Genomic DNA, 25,810 nt, shown 5'->3' with positions numbered 1-25,810 from the left:
GACTGGCAGGGGATTTAGCGGATCCGTCTGCCGGGTGCGGTTCGATGCGGACTGCCGGCGCGTGGTGGGTTGCTCGCGCAGTTCCCCGCGCCCCTGACCGGGCGCGATACCTGGCCGGGGTGCGACGGCCGGCCCCGGTGGTGTCTGACCGTGGGCGGCGGTCTCGGTGTCGGCATGGAGCCGGCCCTGCCCACGGGGCCGGTCAGGCGGGGTTGCGGCGCGGCGCGGTCATCTGGCGGGCGTGGACCCGTCCGGTGGGGTGCCGTGGTGGTGCGCCGTTGTGGCTCTGCAGCCAGCACCGGTTCTTCTACATCGCGAGGTTGACCCCGTCGGCGGGGGGGACCGCGATCCGTCAGTTCCTCGGCGCAGGCCTCGTCGGCGCAAGGTGATGGACGGGGTCAGTCGGGTCGGGACGTCCACGCCGTCTCGACCGTGGCTGCGAGTGCCTCGCCCTTGGCGAAGCCGTAGTACGCAGAGAACTGCAGCACGATCTCGTCCATCTCCTCCTTGGTGACGTCGCCGGAGTGAAGGGCCGCGGTGACGTGCGAGTGCAGGGGGACGGTCTCGGCCATGAGGGCGGCGTTGTTGACGAGGATGTCGACGCCGCCGAAGGCGTCGGCCTCGGCCAGGGCCCGGCCGTAGACCTGGCCGATGGCGCCGGCTCCGCCGGTGACGACGGCGACCTTGCCGTCCAGGCTGAACCGGTCGAGAGTGTTGCTCATGAGGCCTCCTTCGTCAAGCGGGACAGATAGGCGTCGACGTCGGCACCGTGCTCGCGCAGTTCGTCCGCGGCCTGAGGAGCGATGAGGATGAGGAAGCGGTCGCGGGCGACGCCGTCGGCGGCGAGTTCACCGACCGAGTCGGCGTCGAGAACGGGGAAGTCGGGTCCTTGGGGCGGTGCCGGTTTCCCGTAGAAGGTGATCTGCTCGACGATGTTGGTGGCCACTCCGGCGGGGCACAGGCAGGAGACACCGATACCGCGGGGGCGCAGGTAGAGCGCGAGCGCCTCCGACAGGCCGACCACCGCGTGCTTGGTCGCGGTGTACGGCAGCCGGTCGAAGCCGTAGGGCAACAGGCCTGCCGTGGAAGCGGTGTTGACGACATGGCCGGAGCCCTGTTCCAACAGGTGCGGCGGGAATACGAGGTTGCTGCGTACGACGCCCAACAGGTTGACGTCGACGACCCGTTGCCAGGCCTCGAACGGGATGTCCTCGACGGCGCCGACGGCGAGGATGCCGACGTTGTTCATGACCAGGTCGATGCGGCCGAACCGGTCGAGGGCCAGCTTGCGGACGGCTTCCAGGTCGTCGAGGCCGGTGTCGTCGCAGCCCGTGGCGACGGCCTGGGCGTCGCCGATCTCGTGGGCGACGGTGTGTGCCCGTTCGGCCACGAGGTCGGTGACGACCACGCGCGCGCCGCGCCGGGCGAAGGCGTGGGTGGCGGCGCGGCCGATGCCGCTGCCGGCACCGGTGACGACCGCCACGGCGTCGTGCAGGTCGATACTCATCAGAACGTCGTCCCCGCTCGGGAGTGGGCAGGCAGTCGCTCAGGCGGACAGCGGCCGGCAAAGGCGTGTGCCACGGCGGTTCGGCAGCGCCCCGGAGGTCACCGGGTACTGCGCGATCGGCCACGACGGAGCTGCGACCGATCGACGACACGTCACGGCATGTCCGGCTGGGCGCTTCGGCGGAGCGGCTAGGCGGTTCGAGGCGGGAAGACCCGCTCGCCGTTCGCCGCCTTCGTGATGCCGATGGCCTCGATAGGGCAGGACTCGGCGACTTCCAGGACCAGTTCGGAGGCCGGGAGCGTCTTGGACCGGGCGCGGCCCTGGCCGCTCTCGTCGAGTTCGAACTCCTCGGGTGCGGAGGCCGCGCACAGCCCGGTCCGGACGCAGACCCGTTTGTCGACGGTGACCGTCCACCGTTCGGTCATCGTCGGGCTCCTTCGATGACGAGGGGCAGGGTCTTCCAGCCCCGGACGGTCGAGGTCTGGGCCAGCTCGGCGTGGTCCCAGTCCACGTCCCAGCCGGGGAACCGCGCGAGGATCTCCTCCGCGGCGATCCTGCCCTCCAGCCGGGCCAGTGCCGCGCCCAGGCAGTAGTGGGCGCCGACTCCGAAGCTCATGTGCTGGGTGACCCGGTGGATGTCGAAGGTGTCGGGGTCGTCGAAACGCCGTGGGTCACGGTTGGCGGCGGCCTGGATGAACAGGATGGCGCTGCCGGCCGGGACCGTGCGGTCGTACAGTTCGACGTCCTTGGTGACGTGGCGTGCGGTGAACGGACCGGTCGGCTCGAAGCGCAGGATCTCCTCGATGGTGTTGGGGACGAGCGAGGGGTCGGCCGCCAGCTCCCGGCGTGCCTCGGGGTAGCGGGCCATCAGGGCGCCGAACCAGCCGATGAGCCGGCCGGTCGTCTCGTTGCCGGCGCCGGCCACCACCGTGCAGTAGGTGAGGACCTCTTCGTCGGTGAGGGTCCGGGTGACGCCCTTCTCGTCCTCGAACTCTGCGGTCATCAGCTCGGTCATGAGGTCGTCGGAGGGGTGCTGCTTGCGCCACTCGATGTAGTCCTTGAAGGCGTCCGTGCTGAGGATGTCCTCGTGGTTGATCTTTCCGCTGCCCTCGGTGCCGAGCGTGTCGTCGGTGTAGTCGCGGATGGCGGGCTGGTCGGCCTCCGGGATGCCGAGCAGCATTCCGATCACCCGCATCGGCATCTCGGCACCGACGGCCTCGACGAGGTCGAACCGCTCGGCACCGGTGACCGGTTCGAGCGCGCGCCGGCAGAACGCCCGTACGCGGGGCTCCAGGGTGGCGATCCGGCGGGGTGTGAACACCCGGGCGAGCAGGCGGCGGTGGATGTCGTGGACGGGCGGGTCCTCGAAGATGAGGGTGCCGGGCGGGAGTTCGATGTCCGCCTGGATGATTTCGAGGATGTCGCCACGGGCGGAGGAGTAGGTCCCCCAGTCCGCCAGACCGTGCTGGACGTCGGAGTACCGGCTCACGGCGTAGAAGTCGTGCTGTTCGTTGAAGTAGAGGGGTGCTTCCTCGCGCAGCCGTGCGTAGAGGGGGTAGGGGTCGCGGGCGAGGGCGGGGTCGTAGGGGTCCCAGTAGATCGTCTCTGCATTGGTCACGAGCACAACTCCTCTGCTGGGCGTCTCACTTGAGCAGGGCGCCGGCGTCGATCGGCAGGGTCACGCCGGTGACGAAACGGGACTCGTCGCAGGCGAGGAAGAGGACGGCGTTGCTGATGTCCAGCGGCTCCACCCACGGGGTGGGGAGCACGTGCATGCTCTGGGAGACCGCCGCGAAGTCGTCGACGGTGGGGTTCTCCAGGTCGGGGCGGAACATCCGGTAGGTGCCCTCGTGCATCACCATCGGCGTGTTGACCTGGGTGGGGTGCACCGTGTTGACGCGGATGCCGTGTGCCCCCAACTCCCCCGCCAGCGTGCGCATCAGGCCCACCACACCGTGTTTGGCGGCGATGTAGTGGCCTATGTTCGCGTAGCCCTTGAGGCCGCCCACCGAGCTGGTCAGGACGACCGAGCCGCCCCGGCCGCCGGCGACGATGTGCGGGGTGGACACCTTGGTGGACAGCCACACGCCGGTCAGGTTGACGTCGATCATGTCGCGCCAGGTCTTCTCGTCCATGGCGTCGAGGGTGGCGCCGCCGCTGCCGAGACCGGCGTTGGCCACGACGATGTCCAGGCGGCCGAGTTGGGCGACACCGTCGTCCACGGCGGTCTTGAGCGCGTCGTGGTCGCGGACGTCCGCCTGCACGGCGTGGATCCGCCGCCCCAGCTTCTGCACCTGCCTCACGGTCTCTTCCAGGTCCTCGGGCGTCGACATGGGGAACGTGACGCCGTCGAGCTGCTTGCACACGTCGACGGCGATGATGTCGGCGCCCTCTTCGGCCAGCCGTACGGCATGGCTGCGGCCCTGGCCACGGGCGGCACCGGTGATGAAGGCGACCTTGCCTTCGACTCGTCCGGGCATGACTACCTCGCTTTCCTGGGTCGGGTTGGGCAGAACGGGCGGATGGGGGGGACAACGCGTGTCTCCCGGACGTCGGCCTCCAGGACGACGCCGGGGCGTACGTCGTCGGTATCGGCATCGGCATCGGTGCCGATACCGATGCCGATGCCGGTGCTGGTGCTGGTGCTGGTGCTGGTCAACAGCCGTGGATCCTCGACGCCCAGAGCGCGGGTACCCGTACAGCGAGCCATCGAGGTGGCCCTCCATTCGTGCTGAACGAGTGTTTAACACGAGCGCTGAACACCTGTTTAACAGCGCCCACCGGAGCCGTCAAGGACAATGAGCGGCATGACTGCGCCTCGCCGTATGGGCACCGAGAACTCCAAGACGCGCCAGGTCCTGCTCGACGTCGCCGAGCGGCTGATGCTGGAGGAGGGCTACGCCTCCGTGGGTATCCGCCGGGTGGCCCGCGAAGCGGAGGTGGCGCCGGCACTGGTGCTGTACTACTTCCGCACGCTGGACGATCTGTTCCTCGCGATGCTGCGGCGGCGCGGCGAGCACGAGATGGAGCGGGTCGTCCGCCTGTTGGACGGACCGCAGCCACTGCACACCCTCTGGCGCATCGCCAGCCACCCGGGCAACGCGCTGACCACGGAGTTCGCCGCCCTGGCCAACCACCGCAAGGCGATCCGCTCCGAACTCGCCGCCTTCGCCGACCGCTACCGCGAGGCACAACTCGCGGCGCTCACCCGACGACTCACGGAGACAGGCGTCGAACTGCCGCCCGAGGTGTCCCCGGCCGCGCTGCTCATGCTGACGAACGCACTCGGCCGGATCATCATGATGGAGAACACGATGGGCATGACGACCCGTCACGCCGAGGCTCTCGACTTCGTGGAGCAGTTCCTCCAGCGCTACGAGGGGACCACCACGGACGCTTGAGGCACCGCGCCCACAAGGCGCGAACGAGAGGCCGACCCCGGGAGGGATGGAATTTTACCAACTGGTCGGCTTTCGCTTCGACGTTAGGCCTGCGCGAGGAGGCCAGGAAGTGCACGATCGAGCTTCGTAATCAGAGCGTTACATTCTCAATCGCCCACCGAAGACGACACGCCAAATTTCGACCGTGTAGTAGATTTTTGAGCTGGGTGCCGTCGAGGAGAGTGAGCTCAGCGTGGGCCAGGCAAAGGCGCGGGGGCCGTACGCGAAGACTCCGGCCCGCAGGGCCGAGATCGTACGAGCGGCTCGCGACAGCTTCGCCGAGCGCGGTTACGCCAACGCCTCCCTGCGCGACATCGCGGAGCGGGCGGGCATCACCCACGCCGGACTCCTGCATCACTTCCGCAACAAGGACGAACTCCTCGCCGCGGTGCTCGCCGACCGCGACTCCGAGGACTGGCAGCAGGGCGTGGACGAGGTCGACAGCACCGAACGCCTCGGCCCGTACCTCGCCGAGCTGGTCCGGCACCACCAGAAGGCCCCGGAGCTGATGCGGCTGTGGATCGAGCTCGCGGCGGCGGCCTCACGCCCGGATCACCCCGCGCACGCGTACTTCGTCGACCGCTACGAACGCAGCCGCGCCCAGTTCTCCGACGGGTTCCCGGACAAGGGCGCACGCTTCGCGCTCCGCCAGGGCGTCTCCCCCGAGAGCGCCGCGGTCCTCTTCCAAGCAGTGCTCAACGGGCTCCAGTTGCAGTGGCTCATCGACCAGGAACTCGACATCGTCGGACCGGTCACCGACTTCGTACGGCTGCTGTTCGAGGGCAACAGCGGGGCGATGCCCGAGAGTTGAGGGCACCCCGGACGAACACCGGCAATCGGCCCGTCTGCAGCATCAGCCCCTCTGCAGGATCTCGACCTGGTTGCCCCACGGGTCGAGTACATCGACGGACCGGGAACCGTCCGGGGCCTCGAACTCGCCTTGGACCCTGGCGCCGTTGTCGGCCGCCCGCCCCTTGGCGACATCCAGGTCCGGAACCTGGATGATGAAGCCGCCCTTCTTCTTCCCGTCGTGCGGACCCTTCTTGATCAGCACCAGCCCTGGCCCGCCGTCAGGAAACGTCACGATGTGCACGTTCTCTCCCTGCGCGACAGCGAACTTCGCACCGAACACCCGGCCGTAGAACCTCTCCGCGGCGTCGAGAGTGCCCACGTAGAGCTTGACCATGACGATGGTTCCGGTGGGCGCAGGAAGGCGGTCGACATGACCGGGTGTGCCCTGGCTCCTCCGGGGCGCCTCCACCACTCCGCACCAGATCCAGGGCAATGACGAAAGGACCCGTCGTGCGGATCCCCGTACCCGACGTCTCGTCCCGCACCCTCACCGAATTGATCTCGCTGTCCGACCGGCGGGCCGTGGTGACCGGTCGCGGACATCGACGCCCAACTCGCCGCCAAAATCGCCGAGGACCTCGGCTGCCGCGGTCAGGGCCGGGCGCTCGCCGCGCATCTGGACGTCACGGACGCCGGGAGCGTCGTCGCGACCGTCGATCTCGCGGTGCGGGAGCTCTGCGGGCTCGGCATCTGGATCAACAATGCCGGGATCTTCCCGGCGGTTCCCGCGCTGGAGATGCCGACCGAGACGTGGGACGAGGTGTTCGCCGTGAACGCACGCGGTGTCTTCCTGGGCTCCCGGGAGGCCGCGCGCCGCATGAGCAAGGCCGGATATGGAGGCGTCATCGTCAACGTCGTCTCCACCGCTGGGTTCCGGGGCACGGGACCGGGGCTCGCCGCGTATGTCGGATCGAAACACGCGACGCGCGGCCTGACCCGCCAACTCGCTCTGGAATTCACTCCGTTCGGAGTACGGGTGCTCGGTGTCGCGCCGACGTTCGTGCCGACCGAGGGGAACGCGGCGGCTGCCGCCGCTGCCGGAGCTCCGATGGACGCCGAGACCTTCAAGGCGGTGATGCAGGCGGGCCCGCTCGGCCGGCTGGGCGTGCCCGACGACATCGCCCGCGTGGTGCTGTTCTGCGCGAGCGACCTCTCAGCCTTCATGACCGGCAGCACCCTCCTTGCCGACGCCGGCGAAACGGCCTGATCCACCGGGTACGCGACCACCTCCGCTGCCGCGACGTCTTCCCCGGCGGCACGGCCACGACCGACTCACCCGGTGTTCTCAGCCCAGCCACCGCATGTCGGGGAAGCCGGCCTCCGCCGGTGCCTAGCAGTCCGCGCCGAGGCCGTGGAAGAGGTCCGCGTCCTCCTGGACCAGGGGCTGGCCCAGGAGGATGTGGCGCAGGATCTCCTCGATGGCGTTGGGGATGTGCGAGGGGTCGGCCGCCAGCTCCCGGCGTGCCTCGGGGTGGCGGGCCATCAGGACGCCATGCCGTCGTGGCTGTATTCGGTCCGGACAGCCCCGGCTTCAGGCACTTCCTCCTGCAGCCCCACATCGACCCCACGGGCAGGATCACGCGGGTAGCGGGCTCGTACGAGTCACCGTACGGCGAGAGTGGCGGGTCGAGGACAGCGGCTCGACGCTCGCCTACGAAGGGGGGATCCCAGACGTGCCCGCGTTCGCGCCCCGGCTGCTCACGCGATCTGCGGTTGAGCATGTCAGTGGGGTTGAGTGGCGCCTTCGAGTGAGGCCAGGCCGGTGGTGAGGAGTCTGGCTGCGCGGCCGACGTCGGCGGTCACCGCCTCATGGATCTGTGTCGGCGTGCGGGTGCCGTCCAGATGTTTCCCCAGGCTTTGGAACTGGATGGACCACAGTCCGAGCAGGGCAGTCGCCGCGATCTGCGGTTCCGGGTCGTCCGGGCTTCTGTGGGTGCGCTGGGCCAGTGCCTCGGCCGCGACGGTGACAAGGCGGTCGGTCATGTCCTGGTGGTAGGCCCTCAGTGAGGGTGTGGACCTGGCCAGTACGCCGAAGCGCCTGATCGTGGCAGCGGCCTGGTGCGGGTCGTCATGCGCGGCGATCCAGGAGGTCATGGCTCGCAACTCATCGGAGAGGACCCGCAGCGCCGCCTCGACCGGAGAGTGGTCCGAGTCGGCCAGGGCGGCGCGCAGGTTGGCCAACGTGGTCTCGCCCCGGTCCAGGATGAGCGATTCCTTGGTCGGGAAGTAGTTGAAGACCGTCTTCTCCGAGACTCCGCATGCCTCGGCGATCTCCGACACGCGGACGGTGTCGAAGCCGCGCTCCAGGAACATCTCGGTCGCGGTGTCGGACAGGCGTTGCCGCAACAGGCGCTTCTTGCGCTCCCGCAACCCCTCGGCCCCGGGCTCCGCGGGCTGCGGGTGCCGTGCCGTCCAGTCCACCGTGCTCATGGCGACAGAGTAGTGCAGCAGCAGAATATTTACTGCTACTGTAAGTTTTTAGTCGCTGTAATTTCCGCACTTCGACCGCCTTGGGAGCCCCCATGAGCGCTATCCACATCGTCCGTGACTACCCGCACTCCCCTGCCAAGGTCTGGCACGCCGTCACCGACCCGGGTCTCATACCGCTATGGACCGCGACCGGAGCCGGGGCACGCCCGGAAGGGTTCGCCACCGCCGTCGGCACCCACTTCCAATTCATCGCGAAGCCCAAGCCCGGCTGGAGCGGCATCGTCGACTGCGTCGTGCTGGAGGTGGACCAGCCCCGGCTGCTGCGCTACTCGTGGACCGACCACGGCGGCGGCGAGACCACCGAGGTCGCCTACCGCGTCGAACCGCACGACTCAGGGACGCGCTTCACCTATGACCATACGGGGTTCACGGGGGCAAGCGGGCTCCTGATGGTCCAGATCCTGGGGCACGTCCGGCGGAAGATGCTGCGCGTCGGCCTGTCCGCGGTGCTGAACGATCTCGACGAGGACGGCAAGCTCCGCCCTGGAAGTTCTCTCCAGCACAAGACCTGGCTGTCTCGTTGAACCCGGCAACCAGGTGAGAACGACGAGCACGGCCGGACTTCTCGCCGAACCCCGGCAGGGGCGGCTGAGAGACCAGGACGGCCACCGCTGATCATCGGTGCGTGAAGACTGATGATCATGCGGTGACCGCAGGACACAGCGAGCGCGTTCAACTCGGCGAGGCCGGCAACCCGCCTCGCTGCCCGGGCCGGGGCGGCTACGCCTCGCGGCGTTGCGCTTCCTCCCGTGTGGGCTGGTACGGGATTCTCGTCGTGAGTGGTGCGATGGGGCGGGTGCCGGTGCGGGGGGCTGCTTCGTAGCGGCTCGGGAAGGGGTATTTGCGGTCCAGGAACCTGCGGATGGCGGCCTGGGCAGCCGGTCTGGCCTCCGGGGGCGTGTCCACGTCGTTGAGGCAGAAGAAGTCGATGTCCTCGCCTGCCGCGAGGCGGGCCAGACGGCGGCGCATGTCCGGTGTGCCCAGCTGGACGTAGCGGAAGCGGTAGTCGGCGGGGACGGCCCGGCCCGTTGCCAGCGCCCAGTGGTGGTGGAGCGTGGATGCCGGAGCGACGTCGGAGGTGGAGCGGAAACGGGAACGGGACGTCCGTTCGAGTTCCTCGATGTCCAGGCTCTCCATCTCGCGCATCACGGACAGCAGTTGGGGGTGCGGGGTGTGCAGCGACTTGTGCGTGATGTGTCGGCCGTGGAAGCGCCTGAGAACCTCGCGGGCGTTCTTGCCGGCGGAGTTCGGGGCCGGTTCGAGCGGGTGCGGGGCGCCTACGCCGAGTTTCAGGGGAGACAGGGGGATGCGGGCGATGCCGTTGCCGTGGAAGAAGTGCCCGGGGTCTACCGGGCGGTTGATGAAGACGTCGTCGTTGAAGTAGAGGTAGTGCTCCGACAGGCCCGGGATGCGGTGCAGGCGGCTCTCTATCGCGTGCGAGTTGAAGACCGGGAGCGCGTCGGGCGGGAGGATCTCCCGGTGGTCGATCACCGTCAGGCCTTCCGCCTCCGGGTCCAGCCAGGACGGGATCTGGGAGTCGGTGACCAGGTAGACGTGCCGGACGAACCCGGCGTACATCTCCAGCGAGCGCAGCGCGTACCGCAGTTCGTCATGGCTGGTGTAGCGGGAGGCGCCGGTCTCGCGCGGAGCGATGACGTTGTCGGAGAGCTCCTGGTGGGCCCGGCGCTTCGCGGCCATCACCGGGTCGTCCCCGTCCACCCAGGTGTACACGGCGTCGACGGGGAACAGCACCTCGTCGATGCCGGGCTCGGCGAACGGGGCGAACGTCGGGACGGTGCGGCGGCGAACCGCCACCGCCGCCGGTTGCCGCGCCGTCACCGGGAGCACTTCCGCCACGGGGTTGCGGCGCGGGGCGACGAGCGCCGGCCCGAAGACGTCCGGCAACCGACTGCCGGGCACGGTGAGCCAGGCGGGATCGGTGCCACCGGCGCCGCCCCCGGCCGCATCCGAGGGGGCGCCGAGGTCCCGGCCGTGCCGCCAGAACTCGATGTCGCACCCCGTCTCCAGGCCGCTGAGCACCTGCCCTGCCGGGCCGAGGCGCACCACGCCGGTGCGGAGTACGGCGGCCCGCCGCAGCGCCCGGGGCAGCCTGCCGTCGGCCCACAGCACCGCGGTCGTCACGGCGCCGCCCGGTCCGACGGCGCCGACGTACCCGGCGGTGCCGGCGAAGCGCTGGGCGGCCTGGGCGAGGATCGCGTCGCGGTACGTCTCCTCGACGCCGACGACCTGCCGCGGCGTGCCGTGTCCGTGGTCGGAGGGGACCAGGAAGTACGGGACGTGCAGCCCTTCCAGGAAAGTGCAGACCCGTTCGAGATCGGCTTCGGCGGCGTCCGCGGCCGTGTAGGCGTCGACCGTACGGCCGTACAACCGCGTCGCTCCGAAGGTGATCCCGCGCCCGGGGACGGCGGCGCGCAGGCGTCGTCGGGCCCGGGTCGCGCGCAGCGCCCAGAGCCTGGCCGACAGCCGGGCGCACAGGCGCGCCAGCAGGTCCCGGGCGGCGCGCAGGCCCGCGGGCGCCGTGAACGTGAAGCGGTGACGGATGTCCATGCCCCCCAGCCCCCGTCAGTTCTGCTTCTTGACTGGCTTCTCAACCGGCTTCTCGACCGGCTTCTCGAAGGGGCTCGCGAAGGGGAAGTAGTCCTCCAGGAACTCGTGCATCCGGACGCCGACCCGCTCCCGCTCCTCCGGCGGCACGTCGACGTCGTTGAGGCAGAAGAAGTCGAAGCGGCGGGTGCGGCGCAGGTCGGCCAGGCGGGCCTCGGCGTCCGGACGGCTGATGTTGACGTACCGGAAGCCGAACCGGCCCGGAACGCCGCGGCCGGTCATCAGCGCGTACTGGTAGAGCAGCGGGGCCGTCACGGCGATGTCCTGCGGCGAGCGGAAGCGGGACGCCGTGGTGCGGGCGATGTCCTCCGGGAAGACGTCCTCCAGGTCCCGCAGGGTCTCGCGCTGCTGCGGCAGCGGGGTGTGCATGAAGTTGTTCGTGGTCATCCGCCCGAACTTCTCCAGCAGCAGCCGGCGGACGTTCTTGCTCGCGGAGTTGGTGGCGGTCTCCTCGGCGTGCGGCTTACCGACCCCGATCTTGAGCGGGGACACCGGGATCTTCATCAGACCGCTGCCGTGGAAGAAGTGCTCCGCCGTGACCCGGCGGCCGACGAACACGTCGTCGTTGAAGTAGAGGTAGTGGTCCGACAGGCCGGGGATGTGGTGCAGCCGGGTCTCGATCGCGTGCGAGTTGAACACCGGCAGGGCGTCCGCCGGGAAGATGTCGCGGTGGTCGACGACCGTGATCCCGGAGGCCGTGTCGTCGAGCCAGTGCGGCTTCTGGCCGTCGGTCACGAGGTAGATGTGGCGGACGAAGTCGGCGTACATGGCGAGCGAGCGCAGCGAGTACTTCAGCTCGTCGTGGCTGGTGTAGCGGGAGGCGTTGGTCTCCTTGTCCAGGATCTCGGCGGTACCGCGCTCCTGGTAGCGGGCGCGCTTGGCCCGCATCTCCGGCTCTTCGCCGTCCACCCAGGTGTAGACGACGTCGACGGGGAAGGTCACGTCGTTCACGGTCGGCAGGGTCAGCGCGGCGAAGCTCGGCAGCTCCCGGTCGCCGATCCGGACCACGGCCGGTGTCTGCTCGGACGCCGGCAGTACGTCCGTGATGCCGTTGTTCCGGGGTGCGACGAGGGACTCGGCGAAGACGTCCTCGGAGGCCTGCGGCTGGACCGAGGCCAGGCGCCGGGGCCCTGCGGCGGAGGCGAGGAGCTGTGCCCCGTCCTCCCAGAACTCGACGTCGCAGGCGAGTTCCGGGCCGGCGAGCAGCTGGCCCGCGGGGCCCAGGTGGTTCTCCCCGATCCGCAGGACCGGGGCCGTACGCAGCGCGGCCGGCAGGACACCGTCCATGAACAGGGCGGGGTGCCTGAGCTTTCCGCCGGGCAGCGGTCGGCCGATGAACACCGCCTTCCCCGCGTTCTGCGCCTCCAGGGCGGTGAGGAGACGCTCCCGGTCCACGGCATTCACACCGACCGTGTGGCGTGTGCGCGAGGCCGGTACCAGGAAGTAGGGGATGCCGTCCTGCTCCAGTGCGGCGAGGACCAGACCGAGGTTGGCGGCAGCCGCCTCGGCGGCGTTGAACCGGGTCACGACCCGTCCGTAGAGCTGCTGGCCGCGCACCGCGACCGGGCGGAGCACCGGGTCCGTGACCGCGGCCATACGGCGCCGCCGCATGGTGCGCAGCTGCCAGACCTTCTCGGCGGCCTTCCGCTCGACTCGCGGTCGGATCCGCCGGGCAAAGGAACGCACGGTCACGTCCTGAACTCCTCTACATCCACCTCTACACACCCTTGTGTTAACCAGACGGACACCTGAGCTGGATGGTTGTAGAAAATTTCTCAGAGAATTAAGGAGAACCAGAACGCGCACACAACCACCTCACACCTGGATGTGCTAAATGCTGCCCCCGGACCGAGGGCGTTCGCTCGCTTCTTGGCGGACCGTGGTGCGTTCGGGCGCTGCTTCCGCAGGCTCATCCACGGCGTGGATGAGCCTGATCGGCGATTCGGATCACGTCGAGGATGGTGGCCGTGCACCGAAGGCCGCATAGTCGTCCGTACCCGCACGCCGCTGTCCGGACCAGCCACCGGCGTGCGGCCGTCCCCAGCGGCTTGCTGTGCGCCGACGGCGCCCGTGAACGGCATGCCCGCTCCTGATGCACACCTTCCTGGAGTCGCCATGCCCGGTTCCGTGCCCCCGTCGTCCCCCGATCCGGTCGACGACGCCGCCCCTGCGCCCGTCGCGGTGTCGGGTCCGGCTCATCTGCTGCGCGTGACCCTGCTGATGGCCGGGAGTTGCCTGCCGATCCTGGGCGCGGTGCTCATCGCCCCGGTGCTGCCGAAGATGCAGGACCACTTCGCGTCCGTCCCGGGAGCCAAGGCGCTGGTGCCGCTCGCGCTGACCGTCCCCGCGCTGTCGCTGGCCGTCCTGGCCCCGTTCGCCGGGCTGATCGTGGACCGGCTGGGTCGCAAGCGCCTGTTGATCGCGGCGACGCTGCTGTACGCCGTGTTCGGCACCGCGCCGCTCTGGCTGGACTCGCTGGGGGCGATCATCGCCAGCCGTGCCCTCGTCGGTGTCGCCGAGGCCGCGATCATGACGTGCTGCACGACGCTGATCGGCGACTACTACTCGGGCCACCGGCGGGTGAAGTACCTCGCTCTGCAGACCATGTGCGCCTCCGCGTCGGCCACCGTCTTCTTCGTGCTGGGCGGCGCCGCCGGGTCGGCGGGCTGGCGCGTGCCCTTCTGGGTCTACGCCGTGAGTCTCGTGCTCGCCCCGCTGATGGCGTCCGCACTGCCCAGCCCTGCGGCACTGCCCAGCCCTGCGGCCCGCGCGGCCGTCGGTCCGGATCCGGCGGCTGCGACAGCCCGGCGCCGCTTCCCCTGGCGTCCGCTGGCGGGCATCTGCGGCCTCACGTTCTTCGGTGCGATGGTCTTCTACGCCGTCCCGGTCGAGATGGCGTATCTGCTCGACGACCTGGGCGTGAAGAACTCCGGTGTGATCGGTCTTGCCACGGCGATCGCCAGCGCCGCCACCGTGGGCGGTGCGATCGCCTTCGCCCGGCTGGGGCGCTCGCCCGGCCCGCTGCTGCCCGCCGTGCTCGCCCTGTGCGCGACCGGGTTCGGGCTGATGTTCCTCGCGGGCAACGCTGCCCTGCTGGTCCTCGGCGCCGTCGTCAACTGCGTCGGCACCGGGATGCTCCTGCCCGCCCTGCTCACCAGCGCCATGTCGCGGCTGGCGTTCGAGGATCGCGGCCGGGGCACCGGACTGTGGATGGCGGCGTTCTTCGGTGGGGAGTTCGTCTGCCCGCTCATCCTGCTCGGCGGCGAGTCCGCAGTGGGCAGCCTCGCCGGCGCCGTGGGTCTGCTCGGGCTCGCCACGGCACTCGTCGCCGCGGGACTTGCGGCGGCGCGGCGCCATGCCGCGGCGGCTGTCGATCCCCGGCCGCTGCCCGAGCAGGTGGTCTGAGGACACCGCACGCCGACCCGACCGAGAGGGCGCACGGCATTCGCGCGGAGCTGCCGTGCCTCCTCCGGGTCACCTCCCACCGGGCAGCGGGCCCGGGGAGACGGGCTGCCGCTGGCCGTTCTGTTCCGTACCGTCCGCCAGCGTCGCGCCCACCTCCGCGGCCTTCTCCCGCAGCCAGATGTGGGCCGCGTCCTGGGCGTGCACGGGGTGCCACCACATCGCCTCCTGCACCGGGACCGCCTCGAAGGGGCACGGCAGGATGCGGACCGCCGCCGAGTTGACGGCCCTGCGGGCGAGGCGTTCCTGGATCATCGCGACCCGGCGGGTGCCCTCGACCATGTGGGGCAGCAGCTGGAAGGTCTGCACGGAGACCTCCACCCGCGGACTGATGCCGATCATGCTGAGCTGGCGGGCGGCCGGGGCGTCGTAGGGACGCTGGTAGACGGCCCAGGGCAGTCCGGCCAGCTGATCGAGGGTCAGTTCGTCACGGACCTCCGGGTGGTCGTCGGCGACCATGCACAGCCAGCGGTCCTGGTGCAGGTCGACGGCGGGGAAGCCGTCGATGATGCCGTGCGGAAGCAGTAGACCGTCGACGGTGCTCAGCACGGTCGCGGTGTTCTCCACCGCCGCGGGCGTCGAGTGCTGGAAGGTGAGCCGGATCCCCGGTGCCTCGCGGTGCAGCGCCCGCGCGAGCGCGGAGCCGAACACGGCCACGCCGTAGTCGGAGGCCAGCAGGGTGAACTCGCGGCTCTCCGCTGCCGGGTCGAAGTCGGCCTGGCTGGCGAAGACACGTTCCAGCAGGTCGCATGCGGTCGCGCTCCTCTCGCGCAGTGCGGTGCCGAGCGGGGTGAGTTCGTAGCTGTTGCCGGTGCGGGCGAGCAGTTCGTCGTCGAAGTGGCGGCGCAGCCGGGACAACGCGGCGCTCATCGCGGGCTGGCTGAGTCCGATGCGCTCGCCGGCCCGGGTGACGTTGCGCTCCTCCAGCAGCGCGCGCAGGGCGAGGACCAGATTGAGATCGAGTCGGGACAGGTTCACCGGGCACCGCCTCACGGCTGGGGGCCACCCGCCACGGTATCCACTCGATGGATGGCGGTCATCCACAGCATCTATTTCCATGATCTGTCGAACGAGGTCAGAGTAGACCACACCCCAGCCGAAGGAAATCTGATGGCAACGCTCGCGCAACCTGCCGGCCCGTTCGCGCTCGGTACGTTCTCCGCTCCGGACGGGGAGCCGTTCCCCGGACTCCTGGCCAGGGAACAGGTGCTGGACCTGAGCACCGCCCTGGACGGGGCACCGTCCACCCTGCGCGCCGTGGTGGAGCGGTGGGAGGAGACCCTCCCCGTGCTGCGCTCCCTCGCGAACGACGACACCCTCGGCCGGCGGCCTCTGGAGGGCCTGCGGGTGCACGCGCCGATCGAGCCGCGCCAGATCTTCCAGTCCGGCGCCAACTACCGGCAGCACGTCATCGACCTGGAGGTCGCGCACCGCTCCCCCGACGACCCGCGGACGGTCGAGGAGGCGCGCGCGGAGATCGCCGCGATCATGGACCGGCGGGCCGCCGAGGACCTCCCGTACGTGTTCATCGGCCTGCCGAGTTCCGTCACGGGCCCCTACGACGACGTCGTCCTCCCCTCCTGGGCACAGCAGCCCGACTGGGAACTGGAGTTGGCGGCCGTCATCGGCAGGCCCGCCCACCGGGTCTCCGTCGAAGAGGCCCTCGACCACGTCGCCGGGTACACGATCGCCAACGACCTCACCGACCGCGCCACCGTCTTCCGCCGGGACATGAAGGCCATCGGCACCGACTGGCTGCGCAGCAAGAACGCCCCCGGTTTCACCCCGCTCGGCCCCTGGCTCGTCCCCGCCGAGTCGGTCGCGGACCCCGGCGACCTGCGCGTCACCCTCAGGCTGAACGGCGAGACCATGCAGGACGAGTCCACCAAGGACATGCTGTTCGGCGTGGCACGGCTGGTGTCCTACGCCTCCCGGAGCGCCCAGCTCCTGCCGGGAGACCTGGTGTTGACCGGCAGTCCGGCCGGCAACGGCATCCACTGGGGCCGGCTGCTGCGCGACGGCGACGTCATGGAGGGGTCCATCACGGGCCTGGGCGTGCAGCGCACCCGCTGTGTGGCGGAGGTGTCGGCATGAGCCCGGACCGCCACGACCCCGAGGGCGCGATCGCCGAGGCCGCCACGTCGTACTCGAACTGGGGGCGTTGGGGCGCGGACGACGTGCTCGGCACCCTCAACTTCCTCGACGAGGCCAAGCGGCGCGAGGGGGCCGCGCTGGTCCGGCGGGGCGTCAGCTTCTCGCTGGCGCAGTCCTTCGACATGAACGGCCCGCAGAAGGGCTGGCGCCGACGCACCAACCCGGTGCACACCATGCTGGACACCGGTACCGACGCGGCCCTCGGCAACCAGGGCTTCCCGCACGGCATCGGCGGTGCCGACGACGTGATCACGATGCCCCTGCAGTGCTCCACCCAGTGGGACGGCCTCGGGCACATCTTCGACCACGGCAAGGCATGGAACGGCCGGGCGGCCGAGAAGGTCGTCACCTCCGACGGCGATCTCGTCACCGGCATCGAGCACATGGCGCCGCACGTCGCCGGACGCGGTGTCCTGCTGGACGTGGGTCACGTCATGGGCGCCGACGGGGAACTGGCCGACGGCTTCGCGATCACCGAGGAACACCTGACGGCGACCGCCGAAGCCCACGGCGTGCGGGTCGGTCGCGGCGACATCGTGCTGGTCCGCACCGGGCACCTCGCCCGCGCCCGGCGGGACGGGTGGGGCGAGTACGCGGGCGGCCCCGCGCCCGGCCTGTCCTTCACGACCGCCGGCTGGCTGCACTCCTCCGAGATCGCCGCGATCGCCACGGACACCTGGGGCTTCGAGGTACGGCCCAACGAGTTCGACGACGCGTTCCAGCCGCTGCACCAGGTCGCCATCCCCCACATCGGCCTGCTGATCGGCGAGATGTGGGATCCCGACGCACTCGCCGCGGACTGCGCGGCGGACGGCGTCTACGAGTTCTGGCTCACCGCGGCCCCGCTGCCCATCACCGGCGCCGTCGGTTCCCCGGTCAACCCCATCGCCGTCAAGTAGTCCCCTTCGCGACGAGCGAGCCGCATCCTGCCGCCCGAAGCCGCGCGGCCCAACCCGGGAGGCACCCCCCGACATGGCTGACAACCCCGACCGTTCCGTCCTCGTCATAGGCGGCGGCACCTCCGGAAACGCCCTGACCGTCCTGTTGCGCCGGGCCGGGATCGCCGTCGACCTCGTGGAGGCCGGTCCCGACTGGAAGGCCTCCGCGGGCGCCGGCATCACCCTCCAGGGCAACGCACTGCGTGTGCTGCGCGAGGTCGGCATCCTCGACGCCGTCGAACGGGACGGCTACGCCGCCGACGGTGTCGCCCTCCTCGCCCCCGACGGCACCGTGCTGCACGCCCACGACGAGCTCCGCACCGGCGGCGACGACCTGCCCTCGCACATCGGCATGCAGCGGCCCCGGCTCCAGCAGCTCCTCATCGACCAGGTGCGTGACTCGGGCGCCGACGTCCGCCTCGGCACCACCGCCACCGCCTTCCGGCAGGACGACGAGGGCGTGGAGGTCACCTTCTCCGACGGCACCGACCGTCGCTACGACCTGGTGGCCGGCGCCGACGGACTCGGATCCACCACCCGCACGATGATCGGTGTCACGGACATACCCGAACCCACCGGAATGGGCATCTGGCGCGCCCCCGCCCCCCGCCCGGCCGGGGTCACCCGCACCGAGATGATCTACGGGGGCCGGTGTTTCATCGCCGGTTACTGCCCGACCAGCGAGGACACCGTCTACACCTACCTCGTCGAACGCTCCCGCGACCGGGGTTCGCTGGACCCTGACACGTATGCCGACGAGATGCGGTCGCTCGCAGAGGCGTACGGCGGTGCCTGGACGGAACTGCGCAGCGCGTTCACCGATCCGAAGGCCGTCAACTACGCCTGTTTCGACCGCCACTTGGTGGAAGGTCCGTGGCACCGCGGCCGGATCGTCCTGGTGGGGGACTCCGCCCACGCCTGCCCTCCGACCTTCGCTCAGGGCGCCGCGATGTCCCTGGAGGATGCCCAGGTCCTCGCCGAGCTGCTCACCGGCCTGGACGGCTGGGACTCCGTGTCGCTCGACCGGGCCCTCACCGCGTACCACGCCCGACGACTGCCCAGGGTGCGCATGGTCGTCGACGCCTCCGTCCAGCTCGGCCAGTGGCTGCTGGACGGGGTGCGCGACGCGGACGTACCCGGGCTGATGTTCCGTACCATGACCGCCCTCAGGGAACTCCCGTGACCGGCCCCGCCTCCCTTCCGACGATCGACGTCCACGCCCATCTCCTGCTGCCGGAGGTCGAGGAGGCCGTCGCCGGGCATCCCGGGCACACCGAGGCCCGCGAGCTGGACGCCCGCCGCAACGGGCCAGCGGCCCTCGCCGTCAACGGCCCCATGGTGGGGGCGCGGATACCGCGGCTGACGGACGTCGCCGTACGGCTGGCCGCGATGGACGCGCAGGGCGTCGACATCCAGCTGGTCAGCCCCTCGCCCTCGCACTACCACTACTGGGCGGCGCCCCGACTCGCCGAAGAGGTCTGCCGGTTGGCCAACGAGGGCACCGTCGCGCACTGTGCGAAGGCACCCGAGCGGCTGTACGGCCTCGGCGTGGTCCCGCTCCAGCACCCCGCCCTCGCGGTGACCGTGCTCGACCGTGCCCTCGGCCAGGGGCTACGGGGCGTGGAGATCTCCTCGCACGCACCCGGACACGAGCTGTCGCACCCCGCGTACGAACCCTTCTGGTCACGGGCCGAGGAGACGGGAGCCCTTCTCTTCCTGCACCCGTTCGGCTGCACCCTCGACGAGCGGCTCGACCAGCGGTATCTGTCCAACACCGTCGGCCAGCCCACCGAGAACGCCGTCGCCCTCTCCCACCTGATCTTCTCCGGTGTCCTGGACCGCCATCCGGGCCTGAAGCTGATCGCGGCACACGGCGGCGGATACCTGCCCACTCACATCGGCCGCTCCGACCACGCCTGGCGGGCCCGCCCCGACGCGCGGGGCTGCTCCCGCGAGCCGAGCAGCTACCTGCGACAGCTGTACTTCGACTCCCTCGTCCATGACCCGCACGTACTGCGGGAACTGGTCCGCGTGGCCGGTGCGGACCGGGTCCTGCTCGGCTCCGACTTCCCCTTCGACATGGGCGCGGACGACCCGGTCGGCGCACTGATCACAGCCGGTCTGCCCGACGCCGCCTTCCACGCGGTGCGGGGCGGCAACGCGACCAGCCTGCTGAACCTTTCCTGAGGAGGAACCTCCCATGAGCAACCGCCTGCTCACGCACCTGCGGCACGTCGACCTCGCCGTGCCCGACTACGACAGGCAACTCGACTTCTACGCCGGGGTGTGGGGCCTGACCAAGGTCGCCGAGGACTCCGGTATCTCCTTCCTCGCCGCGGAAGGCTCGCCCGAGCAGTACGTCGTCCGGCTGCGCAAGGCCGCCGACAAGCGCCTCGACCTGGTCTCCTACGGCGCCGCCTCAGCCGCCGACGTGGACACGCTCGCCGAGCAACTCCTCGTGGAGAAAGTCCAGTTGGTCTCCCAGCCGGGCAAGGTGGAGACCCCCGGCGGCGGCTACGGCTTCCGTTTCTTCGACGTCGACGGCCGCACCGTCGAGGTCTCGGCCGACGTGGAGGTCCGCCGCCACCGCAGGATCGAGGAGAAGGAGGCGATCCCGGTCAAGCTCTCGCACGTCGTCCTCAACTCCCCCGACCTGGACCGGACCCGCGCCTGGTACGAGCGGCACCTGGGCTTCCGGCACTCCGACACGCTCAGCTCCCCGCACGTCGGGGACGTCATGCACTTCATGCGGATCAGCAACCAGCACCACTCCATGGCCGTCGCCAAGGGCCCGCACACCTCCCTGCACCACATCTCCTTCGAGATGCGCGGCATCGACGAGTACATGCGCGGCTCCGGCCGGGTGATCCGAGCCGGGTTCCAGAAGGTCTGGGGTCCGGGCCGGCACATGGCGGGCGACAACACCTTCACCTACTTCCTGGACCCGCACGGCAACACCGTCGAGTACACCACCGAACTGGAACTCCTCGACGAGGACACCTGGCACCCCCACGTCTACGACTTCTCCCGGCCCGAGGTCACCGACCAGTGGGGCACCGCCAACCCCATGAACGAACTGATCGCCAAGGAGTCCTTCAACGACCCCGACCACGGCGTGTTCGTCGCCCCGCCGGTCTGATCCGTTCCGCCCGTCACCCGCCCCACTCCACCAGGACTGCCCATGCGCTTCGCAACGTACGAACACAGGGACCGACAGCACGTGGCCGTCATCGGTGACGACGACACCCTCCACCCGCTGCCGGGGGTCCGGTCACTGACCGGACTGCTCGCCGCGGGCGGCGGCCTGGCCGGCCTCCTCGAAGCGGGCGCGGCCACCCTCGACACGCCGGCCGGCCCCGACGTGTCCGAGGTGAGACTGCTGGCACCGCTCCAGCCGCCCACCGTGCGGGACTTCGTCACCTTCGAGGAACACGTCGAGGGCGTACGACGGTCCGTGGACGGGTCGGCCGGGGTGCCCGAGCGGTGGTACGCGGCGCCCACCTTCTACTTCACCAACCCGTACGCCGTGTACGGGCCGGGGGACGGCATCCCGGTGCCCCCGGGTTCGAGCGTGCTGGACTTCGAGCTCGAAGTCGCCGCCGTCATCGGCGGGGAGGGACGGGACCTCACCCCCGAGCAGGCCCGGGACCACATCGTCGGCTACACCGTCCTCAACGACTGGTCCGCCCGCGACCTCCAGTCCGCCGAGATGCAGGTCGGCCTCGGCCCGTGCAAGGGCAAGGACACCGCCACCGCCCTCGGCCCCTGTCTGGTCACGGCCGACGAGTTGGAGAACCACCGCGACCAGGACGGCTTCCTGCGGCTCGCGCTGACCGCCGAGATCAACGGCGAGGTGGTCGGCCGGGACCTGCTGTCCAACATGAGCTGGACCTTCGAGGAGATGACCGCCTACGCCTCACGCGGCACCGTCGTCCGCCCCGGCGATGTCCTCGGCTCGGGCACCTGCGGCAACGGCGGCTGCCTGGCCGAGCTGTGGGGCGTACGCGGCCGGCAGGACCCGCCGCCGCTGCACCCCGGCGACACGGTCACCCTCACCGTCGAGGGCATCGGATCCCTCTCCAACTCCGTGGTGCCCGGCCCCGAACCCGTGCCCGTCCCCACCGCCCGACGTCGCTCCCGGAAACGGCCCTGACCGCTCCTTGGCAGTTCCGCGCAAGCGCCGGCGGGTCACCGCCGGCCAGGTGGTCAGGCCGAGGATGACGCTGAGGAACAGCGCGCTCGTGGCGACCGGGCCAAGGCCCAGGTCACCGTCGCGGGCCGGTCGGGAGAGGCAGGCGCCGACGGCCGCGCCGAGCGGGCGGGTGAGGATGTAGGCGATCCAGAAGCTCCACACGGCGTCCAGGTCGAGCGCCAGGTGCGCGAGGGCGACCGCCGCGAGGACCAGGCCGAGGAGGACCGCGGACAGCCAGGGGCCGAAGCCCGACCATCCGGCGACCAGGTCACCGGCGGCGGTCCCGAGAGCGAACGTGAGCAGGACGGCGAGCCAGTAGAAGGACTCACGGCTCGCGGTGTCGATGCTGTGCAGGGACAGCGTGCGCTCGCGCCGGTACCAGATCACGAAGACAGCCGCGAGGACGACCGCGAGAACGGTGGTACCGGTCTCCGGCGACACCCGCATGGTGTCGGTGAGGTTCCTGCTCACCAGCATGCCGACGACGCCGATCAGCGCGACGGCCGACCAGTAGACGCCGGCACGGTGGGCACTCGTACGGAACTGCACGACCAGGACGACGGCCAGCAGGGCGGTCATCAGCACCGACACGCCGGTCAGGCCGAGCCCGGCCTTCTCGTCGAGCAGGCCGGCGGCGGTCCCACCGACCGTCGTCCAGAGCACCTTGACGATCCAGAAGCCGACGGTGACCTCGGGCAGCCTGTTCACCCGCAACCGGCGGCCCGGGGCCGCCGCCGCCCTGGTCTCTGCTGTCCCGTCTGCCATGAGGCCCGACCGTGCCACGGACTACCTGAACGCATCCTGACTGCTCTGCGGCGGCGCGGGAGAGGCGCCGCCGACCGGGTCGCTCAGCCCATGTCCGTGAGGAGGGTGCTGAGCTCGGCCTGCTGCTGTGCCGACGGCAGCGGCGCGTTCGGGTGGTCGATGCCGAAGGTCTTCAGCACCTGGTCCATCTGGGCGTCGAGGAACGTCCAGCCGGTGTTGTCCAGTGGCTGCAGCGCGGCCTGGTCGGCGTCCCAGAGATCCCGCAGTGACTGGGCAGCCGCGTGGGCCCCCGCTTCGTTCCCCGATCGCGCGTCCTTGAGCGAGGTCGACGCGAGTGCCTTGAGTGCGGAGACCTTCGCGGACGGGAACTTCTTCACGGCCTGGCCAGGGGCGAGGTGAACGGTGGAGGTGGCGTCGGTCTCCGGCGCCGGGCCGACGTGCGGCTGACCATGCGCCCAGACCAGCAGACCCCCGGTGGCGACGGCGAGGAGGACGAAGCCCGCCAGGGCCATGCGCTCCCTGTTCGGGTCGCCGGTGGTCTGCGGGGTGTGCGTGGCGTCGTACGTCTCGGTCACGTCGGAGCGGGTCACCGTCAGGTAGACGACGGTCGCCAGGATCAGGCCGAGGAAGATCAGGCTGGTGGTGAAGGTGCCCAGGGCGAGGCCGGTCGGCTCGCCCGGCTGGGCGGTCTTCGGGGAGGCGAGCCAGTCGCCGATGTTGGCGCCCAGCGGGCGGGTCAGGATGTAGGCGAGCCAGAAGGACAGCACCGGGTTCGCGCCGAACTTCCGGAGCAGCGTGATCGCCGCGATGAGGCCGAGCGGCAGCAGGACCGAGACTCCCGGGCTCCAGCCGGTGAGCTCAAGGGTCCAGTCGCCGGTCGCGGTGCCGAGCGCGAAGGTGACCAGGACGGTGAGCCAGTAGAACGACTCACGCGACGGCGTCGTGACCGAGTGGATCGACAGGGTGCGCTCGCGCAGCCACCACACGCCGAAGACCACGGCTAGCAGGACCGAGAACACGGTGGAGCTGATCCACAACGCGACGTTGAGCTGGTCGGTCAGGATGTCGGTGTACAGCGTGCCCGTGACGCTGACGACGACCACGGTCAGCCAGTACGGGAACGGGACGTACCGCTTCAGCCGCAGTTGGACGCCCAGGACCACGACGAACACCGCGGTGAAGATCCAGGCCGTGTTCACCAGGCCGACGCCCAGCTTCATGTTGATCCAGTCGGCGAAGCTCTCGCCGACGGTCGTGCACAGGATCTTGATCACCCAGAACCAGATGGTGACCTCGGGAACCTTGTTCAGCATCAGCCGCCCACCGCGGCGCGTGCGGGCTTCGCTCGTCGTTGTCATGCGCCGAGGTTGGCTCGGCCAACCTGCACACAACCTGACTACGCGATCGCCTCCGGCGTCGGGAAGGTCACCTCGACGCGCCCGTGGCCGTCCGCGACCGCACGGACCGCCACTCCCGCGGACGCGGCCAGACGCCGCACCACGGCCAGCCCCAACCCGTGCCCGTCGCCGCTGGTCATACCGGGCTCGAAGACGCGGTCGACCACCGCCGGATCAAAGCCGGGGCCGTCGTCGAGGACATCGATCACGGCTCCTTCGGGCTTGACGCGCGCCGTGATCCAGACGCGCGAACTCGCATGCCGCAGGCCGTTCTCCAGCAGGGGTGACAACACGGCCACGACGAGTTCGGTCGCCACGGCGACGTCGACGTCGGCGGGGACGGCGAGTTCGATGGAGCGGCCGGCGATCGCCTGTCGTGCCGCCGCTCTCAGATCGCAGCGGGTACCACCGTCGATCCGTGTCCGGGCGGAACCCAGAATCGTGGTGACCGCCGCGTTCAGGCGGTCTACCTCGGTCAGAACGGACTCCGGTGCCAGGGGGTGACCGGCGAGCTGCGCCAGCTGCGCCTCGCCCCGCAGGGCCGTCAGGGGTGTCCGCAGTTCGTGGGCGATCTCGTCGGTGAGCCTGCGCTCGTCCGCGAGCGCGTTGTCCACGCGGTCGAGCAGGCGGTCGAGAGTCCGCCCGAGTTCCCCGAACTCGTCGCGGGGTACGCCGAGGTCGAATCGGCGCCCGGGTTCGTGATCGCCCCAGTCGTCGGCGAGAGCGGCCATGTCGTGGACCACCCGCAACGCACGGCCCACCACGAGGTGCGCGACCACGCCCGCGAGCAGGATCGAGATGCCGCCCAGCATGAGGGACATCGTCAGGCTGCGCTGTTCCGACGTCTCGTACGGTGTCAGATCCACCCTCACGACCGCCATGACGTGATGGCCTTCGAGCAGGATCGGCTGGGCGTACAGCAGGTCACTGCCGACCGTGACGGTCTGAGACCGCCCGGAGCCGACGAGCGCGTCGACACGGTCGAGGACGCCGCCCGGCACGATCCCGTCGACGAGGTGGCCGTCGGCGTACACCCACGAGACCGTGTCCAGTGCTTCGTTGCCGCTCTCGACCAGCACGACGCGGTCACCGCGCAGGGTCACGTTGGCCGCCACCGCCTCGGCGCGTGAACGCGCCAGTGCGGTCGCGTCGGACTCGGTCACCTGGCTCAGCAGCACGTGGGAGACCACGACCAGCACGGCGACGACCGCTGTCGCGATCAGGACCGCGAGGGCGACGACCCTTCCGCGGAAACCCGTCACTCCCATCGGTAGCCCACCCCGCGGACCGTCGCCAGGCGGTCGGCGACGCCCAGCGCACCGAGCTTGGTCCGCAGCCGGCGGACGAAGGAGTCGAGGGTGTTGTCGCTGACCTGTGCGCCATGCGGCCAGCCGGCAGCGACAAGGGCGTGGCGGCGTACCGCGTCGCCCTGCGAGGCGATGAGCCTGCCCAGCAACCGGAACTCGGTCGGCGTCAGGCTCTCGCTCGTCGCACCGTGGATCACGACATGTTTCGCCGGATCGAGTACGACGCCTCTCGGCGGGGTCGTCGCGGTTGTCCTGCGGAGCAGGGCGCGGACCCTCACCAGCAACTCCGGGATGTCGAACGGTTTCGTCATGTAGTCGTCGGCTCCCGCCTCGAAGCCGCCCACCTTGTGCTGCATGCCGTCCAGAGCGGTGAGCATGAGCACCGGGGCGTCGACACCACGTGCCCGCAGCGCCAGGCAGACGTCGCGGCCGTCGGCGTCCGGGAGCCCGAGATCCAGGACGACCAGGTGAGGGACCGGTTCGAGCTGCCGCAGCAGACCGTCTCCCGTGGAAGCGGCTGCGACCCTGTGGCCGTCGTGCTCAAGTGCACGCTTGAGGACGTCACGGACCGCCGCGTCATCCTCACATACCACGATAAAAGCCACAGGTCACCCCAGGTGTTCCAGGTTCAGGACCGTGCGATCCACCGGGACGAACCGGGCCGGCCGGGAGGCGGCAGAA

General features: G+C 70.2%; 27 protein-coding genes and 1 pseudogene. 12 read left to right on the top strand and 16 right to left on the bottom strand.

What is annotated here, in order from left to right:
* Positions 1-398 precede the first annotated feature (398 nt).
* The 6 genes from AB0D74_RS46630 to AB0D74_RS46605 form a co-directional block, all read right to left on the bottom strand.
* Positions 399-722, bottom strand: coding sequence for a hypothetical protein (locus AB0D74_RS46630; protein WP_362601301.1), 324 nt, complete (start codon positions 720-722; stop codon positions 399-401).
* Positions 719-1,507: an SDR family oxidoreductase gene (locus AB0D74_RS46625; protein WP_362601298.1), complete on the bottom strand. Its 789-nt coding sequence runs from the start codon at positions 1,505-1,507 to the stop codon at positions 719-721. The genes AB0D74_RS46630 and AB0D74_RS46625 overlap by 4 nt, the downstream gene beginning before the upstream one ends.
* Positions 1,508-1,695: 188 nt before the next feature.
* Positions 1,696-1,932 (bottom strand): ferredoxin, encoded by a 237-nt coding sequence (locus AB0D74_RS46620; protein ID WP_362601295.1) that lies wholly within the window; start codon positions 1,930-1,932, stop codon positions 1,696-1,698.
* Positions 1,929-3,125, bottom strand: coding sequence for a cytochrome P450 (locus AB0D74_RS46615; protein WP_362601292.1), 1,197 nt, complete (start codon positions 3,123-3,125; stop codon positions 1,929-1,931). Before AB0D74_RS46615 ends, AB0D74_RS46620 begins: the two co-directional genes overlap by 4 nt.
* 25 nt (positions 3,126-3,150) lie before the next feature.
* Positions 3,151-3,987, bottom strand: a complete 837-nt coding sequence (locus tag AB0D74_RS46610) for a mycofactocin-coupled SDR family oxidoreductase (RefSeq protein WP_362601288.1) — start codon at positions 3,985-3,987, stop codon at positions 3,151-3,153.
* 2 nt (positions 3,988-3,989) lie between these two features.
* Positions 3,990-4,166: a hypothetical protein gene (locus AB0D74_RS46605; RefSeq protein WP_362601285.1), complete on the bottom strand. Its 177-nt coding sequence runs from the start codon at positions 4,164-4,166 to the stop codon at positions 3,990-3,992.
* 148 nt (positions 4,167-4,314) lie between these two features.
* On the opposite strand from AB0D74_RS46605, the gene AB0D74_RS46600 reads away from it, so the two are divergent.
* Both AB0D74_RS46600 and AB0D74_RS46595 read left to right on the top strand, forming a co-directional pair.
* Complete coding sequence (locus AB0D74_RS46600; RefSeq protein WP_362601282.1) at positions 4,315-4,908, top strand: helix-turn-helix domain-containing protein; 594 nt, start codon at positions 4,315-4,317, stop codon at positions 4,906-4,908.
* A gap of 232 nt (positions 4,909-5,140) precedes the next feature.
* A complete protein-coding gene (locus AB0D74_RS46595; RefSeq protein WP_362601278.1) occupies positions 5,141-5,758 on the top strand; it encodes a helix-turn-helix domain-containing protein in 618 nt (205 codons plus the stop codon).
* Between the two features lie 42 nt (positions 5,759-5,800).
* Here AB0D74_RS46595 and AB0D74_RS46590 read toward each other — a convergent pair whose 3' ends face one another.
* The gene (locus AB0D74_RS46590) at positions 5,801-6,133 is read right to left on the bottom strand and encodes a VOC family protein (RefSeq protein ID WP_362601275.1); all 333 of its coding nucleotides are present in this window, start codon (positions 6,131-6,133) and stop codon (positions 5,801-5,803) included.
* 207 nt (positions 6,134-6,340) lie between these two features.
* On the opposite strand from AB0D74_RS46590, the gene AB0D74_RS46585 reads away from it, so the two are divergent.
* Positions 6,341-7,006 (top strand): SDR family oxidoreductase, encoded by a 666-nt coding sequence (locus AB0D74_RS46585; RefSeq protein ID WP_362601307.1) that lies wholly within the window; start codon positions 6,341-6,343, stop codon positions 7,004-7,006.
* A 123-nt stretch (positions 7,007-7,129) separates the two neighbouring features.
* On the opposite strand, the gene AB0D74_RS46580 is transcribed toward AB0D74_RS46585, so the two are convergent.
* Positions 7,130-7,282 carry a hypothetical protein gene (locus tag AB0D74_RS46580; RefSeq protein WP_362601272.1) on the bottom strand — a complete coding sequence of 51 codons (153 nt, stop codon included), beginning with the start codon at positions 7,280-7,282 and terminating at the stop codon, positions 7,130-7,132.
* Between AB0D74_RS46580 and AB0D74_RS46575 the strand changes: the two genes are divergently transcribed.
* Complete coding sequence (locus AB0D74_RS46575; RefSeq protein ID WP_362601269.1) at positions 7,261-7,551, top strand: alpha-L-rhamnosidase C-terminal domain-containing protein; 291 nt, start codon at positions 7,261-7,263, stop codon at positions 7,549-7,551. The two genes, AB0D74_RS46580 and AB0D74_RS46575, sit on opposite strands and share 22 nt — an antisense overlap.
* Here the strand turns inward: AB0D74_RS46575 and AB0D74_RS46570 are convergent.
* Positions 7,522-8,229, bottom strand: a complete 708-nt coding sequence (locus AB0D74_RS46570) for a TetR family transcriptional regulator (protein WP_362601266.1) — start codon at positions 8,227-8,229, stop codon at positions 7,522-7,524. The genes AB0D74_RS46575 and AB0D74_RS46570 overlap by 30 nt on opposite strands.
* Before the next feature lie 92 nt (positions 8,230-8,321).
* Between AB0D74_RS46570 and AB0D74_RS46565 the strand changes: the two genes are divergently transcribed.
* A complete protein-coding gene (locus tag AB0D74_RS46565; RefSeq protein WP_362601264.1) occupies positions 8,322-8,813 on the top strand; it encodes an SRPBCC domain-containing protein in 492 nt (163 codons plus the stop codon).
* Positions 8,814-9,009: 196 nt separating this feature from the next.
* Here AB0D74_RS46565 and AB0D74_RS46560 read toward each other — a convergent pair whose 3' ends face one another.
* Together AB0D74_RS46560 and AB0D74_RS46555 are read right to left on the bottom strand one after the other, a co-directional pair.
* A complete protein-coding gene (locus AB0D74_RS46560) occupies positions 9,010-10,857 on the bottom strand; it encodes a stealth family protein (protein WP_362601262.1) in 1,848 nt (615 codons plus the stop codon).
* 15 nt (positions 10,858-10,872) lie between these two features.
* Positions 10,873-12,606: a stealth family protein gene (locus AB0D74_RS46555; protein ID WP_362601259.1), complete on the bottom strand. Its 1,734-nt coding sequence runs from the start codon at positions 12,604-12,606 to the stop codon at positions 10,873-10,875.
* Between the two features lie 423 nt (positions 12,607-13,029).
* On the opposite strand from AB0D74_RS46555, the gene AB0D74_RS46550 reads away from it, so the two are divergent.
* Complete coding sequence (locus AB0D74_RS46550) at positions 13,030-14,319, top strand: MFS transporter (RefSeq protein WP_362601256.1); 1,290 nt, start codon at positions 13,030-13,032, stop codon at positions 14,317-14,319.
* A 69-nt stretch (positions 14,320-14,388) separates the two neighbouring features.
* Here the strand turns inward: AB0D74_RS46550 and AB0D74_RS46545 are convergent, their stop codons facing one another.
* A complete protein-coding gene (locus AB0D74_RS46545) occupies positions 14,389-15,354 on the bottom strand; it encodes a LysR family transcriptional regulator (RefSeq protein ID WP_362601253.1) in 966 nt (321 codons plus the stop codon).
* A gap of 132 nt (positions 15,355-15,486) precedes the next feature.
* Here AB0D74_RS46545 and AB0D74_RS46540 point away from each other — a divergent pair, with 132 nt between their 5' ends.
* The 6 genes from AB0D74_RS46540 to AB0D74_RS46515 all read left to right on the top strand — a co-directional run bounded on the left by AB0D74_RS46540 (position 15,487) and on the right by AB0D74_RS46515 (position 21,621).
* A complete protein-coding gene (locus AB0D74_RS46540; RefSeq protein ID WP_362601250.1) occupies positions 15,487-16,470 on the top strand; it encodes a fumarylacetoacetate hydrolase family protein in 984 nt (327 codons plus the stop codon).
* Complete coding sequence (locus AB0D74_RS46535; RefSeq protein ID WP_362601247.1) at positions 16,467-17,429, top strand: cyclase family protein; 963 nt, start codon at positions 16,467-16,469, stop codon at positions 17,427-17,429. Before AB0D74_RS46540 ends, AB0D74_RS46535 begins: the two co-directional genes overlap by 4 nt.
* Before the next feature lie 73 nt (positions 17,430-17,502).
* Positions 17,503-18,651: an FAD-dependent oxidoreductase gene (locus AB0D74_RS46530; RefSeq protein ID WP_362601244.1), complete on the top strand. Its 1,149-nt coding sequence runs from the start codon at positions 17,503-17,505 to the stop codon at positions 18,649-18,651.
* Complete coding sequence (locus AB0D74_RS46525) at positions 18,648-19,655, top strand: amidohydrolase family protein (protein WP_362601241.1); 1,008 nt, start codon at positions 18,648-18,650, stop codon at positions 19,653-19,655. The genes AB0D74_RS46530 and AB0D74_RS46525 overlap by 4 nt, the downstream gene beginning before the upstream one ends.
* Positions 19,656-19,668: 13 nt before the next feature.
* Complete coding sequence (locus AB0D74_RS46520) at positions 19,669-20,607, top strand: VOC family protein (RefSeq protein ID WP_362601238.1); 939 nt, start codon at positions 19,669-19,671, stop codon at positions 20,605-20,607.
* 42 nt (positions 20,608-20,649) lie between these two features.
* Positions 20,650-21,621: a fumarylacetoacetate hydrolase family protein gene (locus AB0D74_RS46515; RefSeq protein WP_362601235.1), complete on the top strand. Its 972-nt coding sequence runs from the start codon at positions 20,650-20,652 to the stop codon at positions 21,619-21,621.
* Between the two features lie 39 nt (positions 21,622-21,660).
* Here AB0D74_RS46515 and AB0D74_RS46510 read toward each other — a convergent pair.
* From AB0D74_RS46510 to AB0D74_RS46495, 4 genes and pseudogenes are all read right to left on the bottom strand, one after another.
* Positions 21,661-22,425, bottom strand: a pseudogene (locus tag AB0D74_RS46510) (hypothetical protein); the annotation flags it as partial.
* A gap of 83 nt (positions 22,426-22,508) precedes the next feature.
* Positions 22,509-23,783: a hypothetical protein gene (locus tag AB0D74_RS46505; protein WP_362601232.1), complete on the bottom strand. Its 1,275-nt coding sequence runs from the start codon at positions 23,781-23,783 to the stop codon at positions 22,509-22,511.
* A 38-nt stretch (positions 23,784-23,821) separates the two neighbouring features.
* Positions 23,822-25,090, bottom strand: a complete 1,269-nt coding sequence (locus tag AB0D74_RS46500; RefSeq protein ID WP_362601229.1) for a HAMP domain-containing sensor histidine kinase — start codon at positions 25,088-25,090, stop codon at positions 23,822-23,824.
* Positions 25,081-25,734, bottom strand: coding sequence for a response regulator transcription factor (locus AB0D74_RS46495; RefSeq protein ID WP_362601226.1), 654 nt, complete (start codon positions 25,732-25,734; stop codon positions 25,081-25,083). Before AB0D74_RS46495 ends, AB0D74_RS46500 begins: the two co-directional genes overlap by 10 nt.
* Between the last annotated feature and the right edge of the window lie 76 nt (positions 25,735-25,810).

Origin of the sequence: Streptomyces sp. NPDC048278 (genome assembly GCF_040652195.1) — a bacterium.
Lineage (GTDB): Bacteria > Actinomycetota > Actinomycetes > Streptomycetales > Streptomycetaceae > Streptomyces.
The sequence above is the reverse complement of the archived record's forward strand: the minus strand, read 5'-3'. Positions and strand labels throughout refer to the sequence as shown.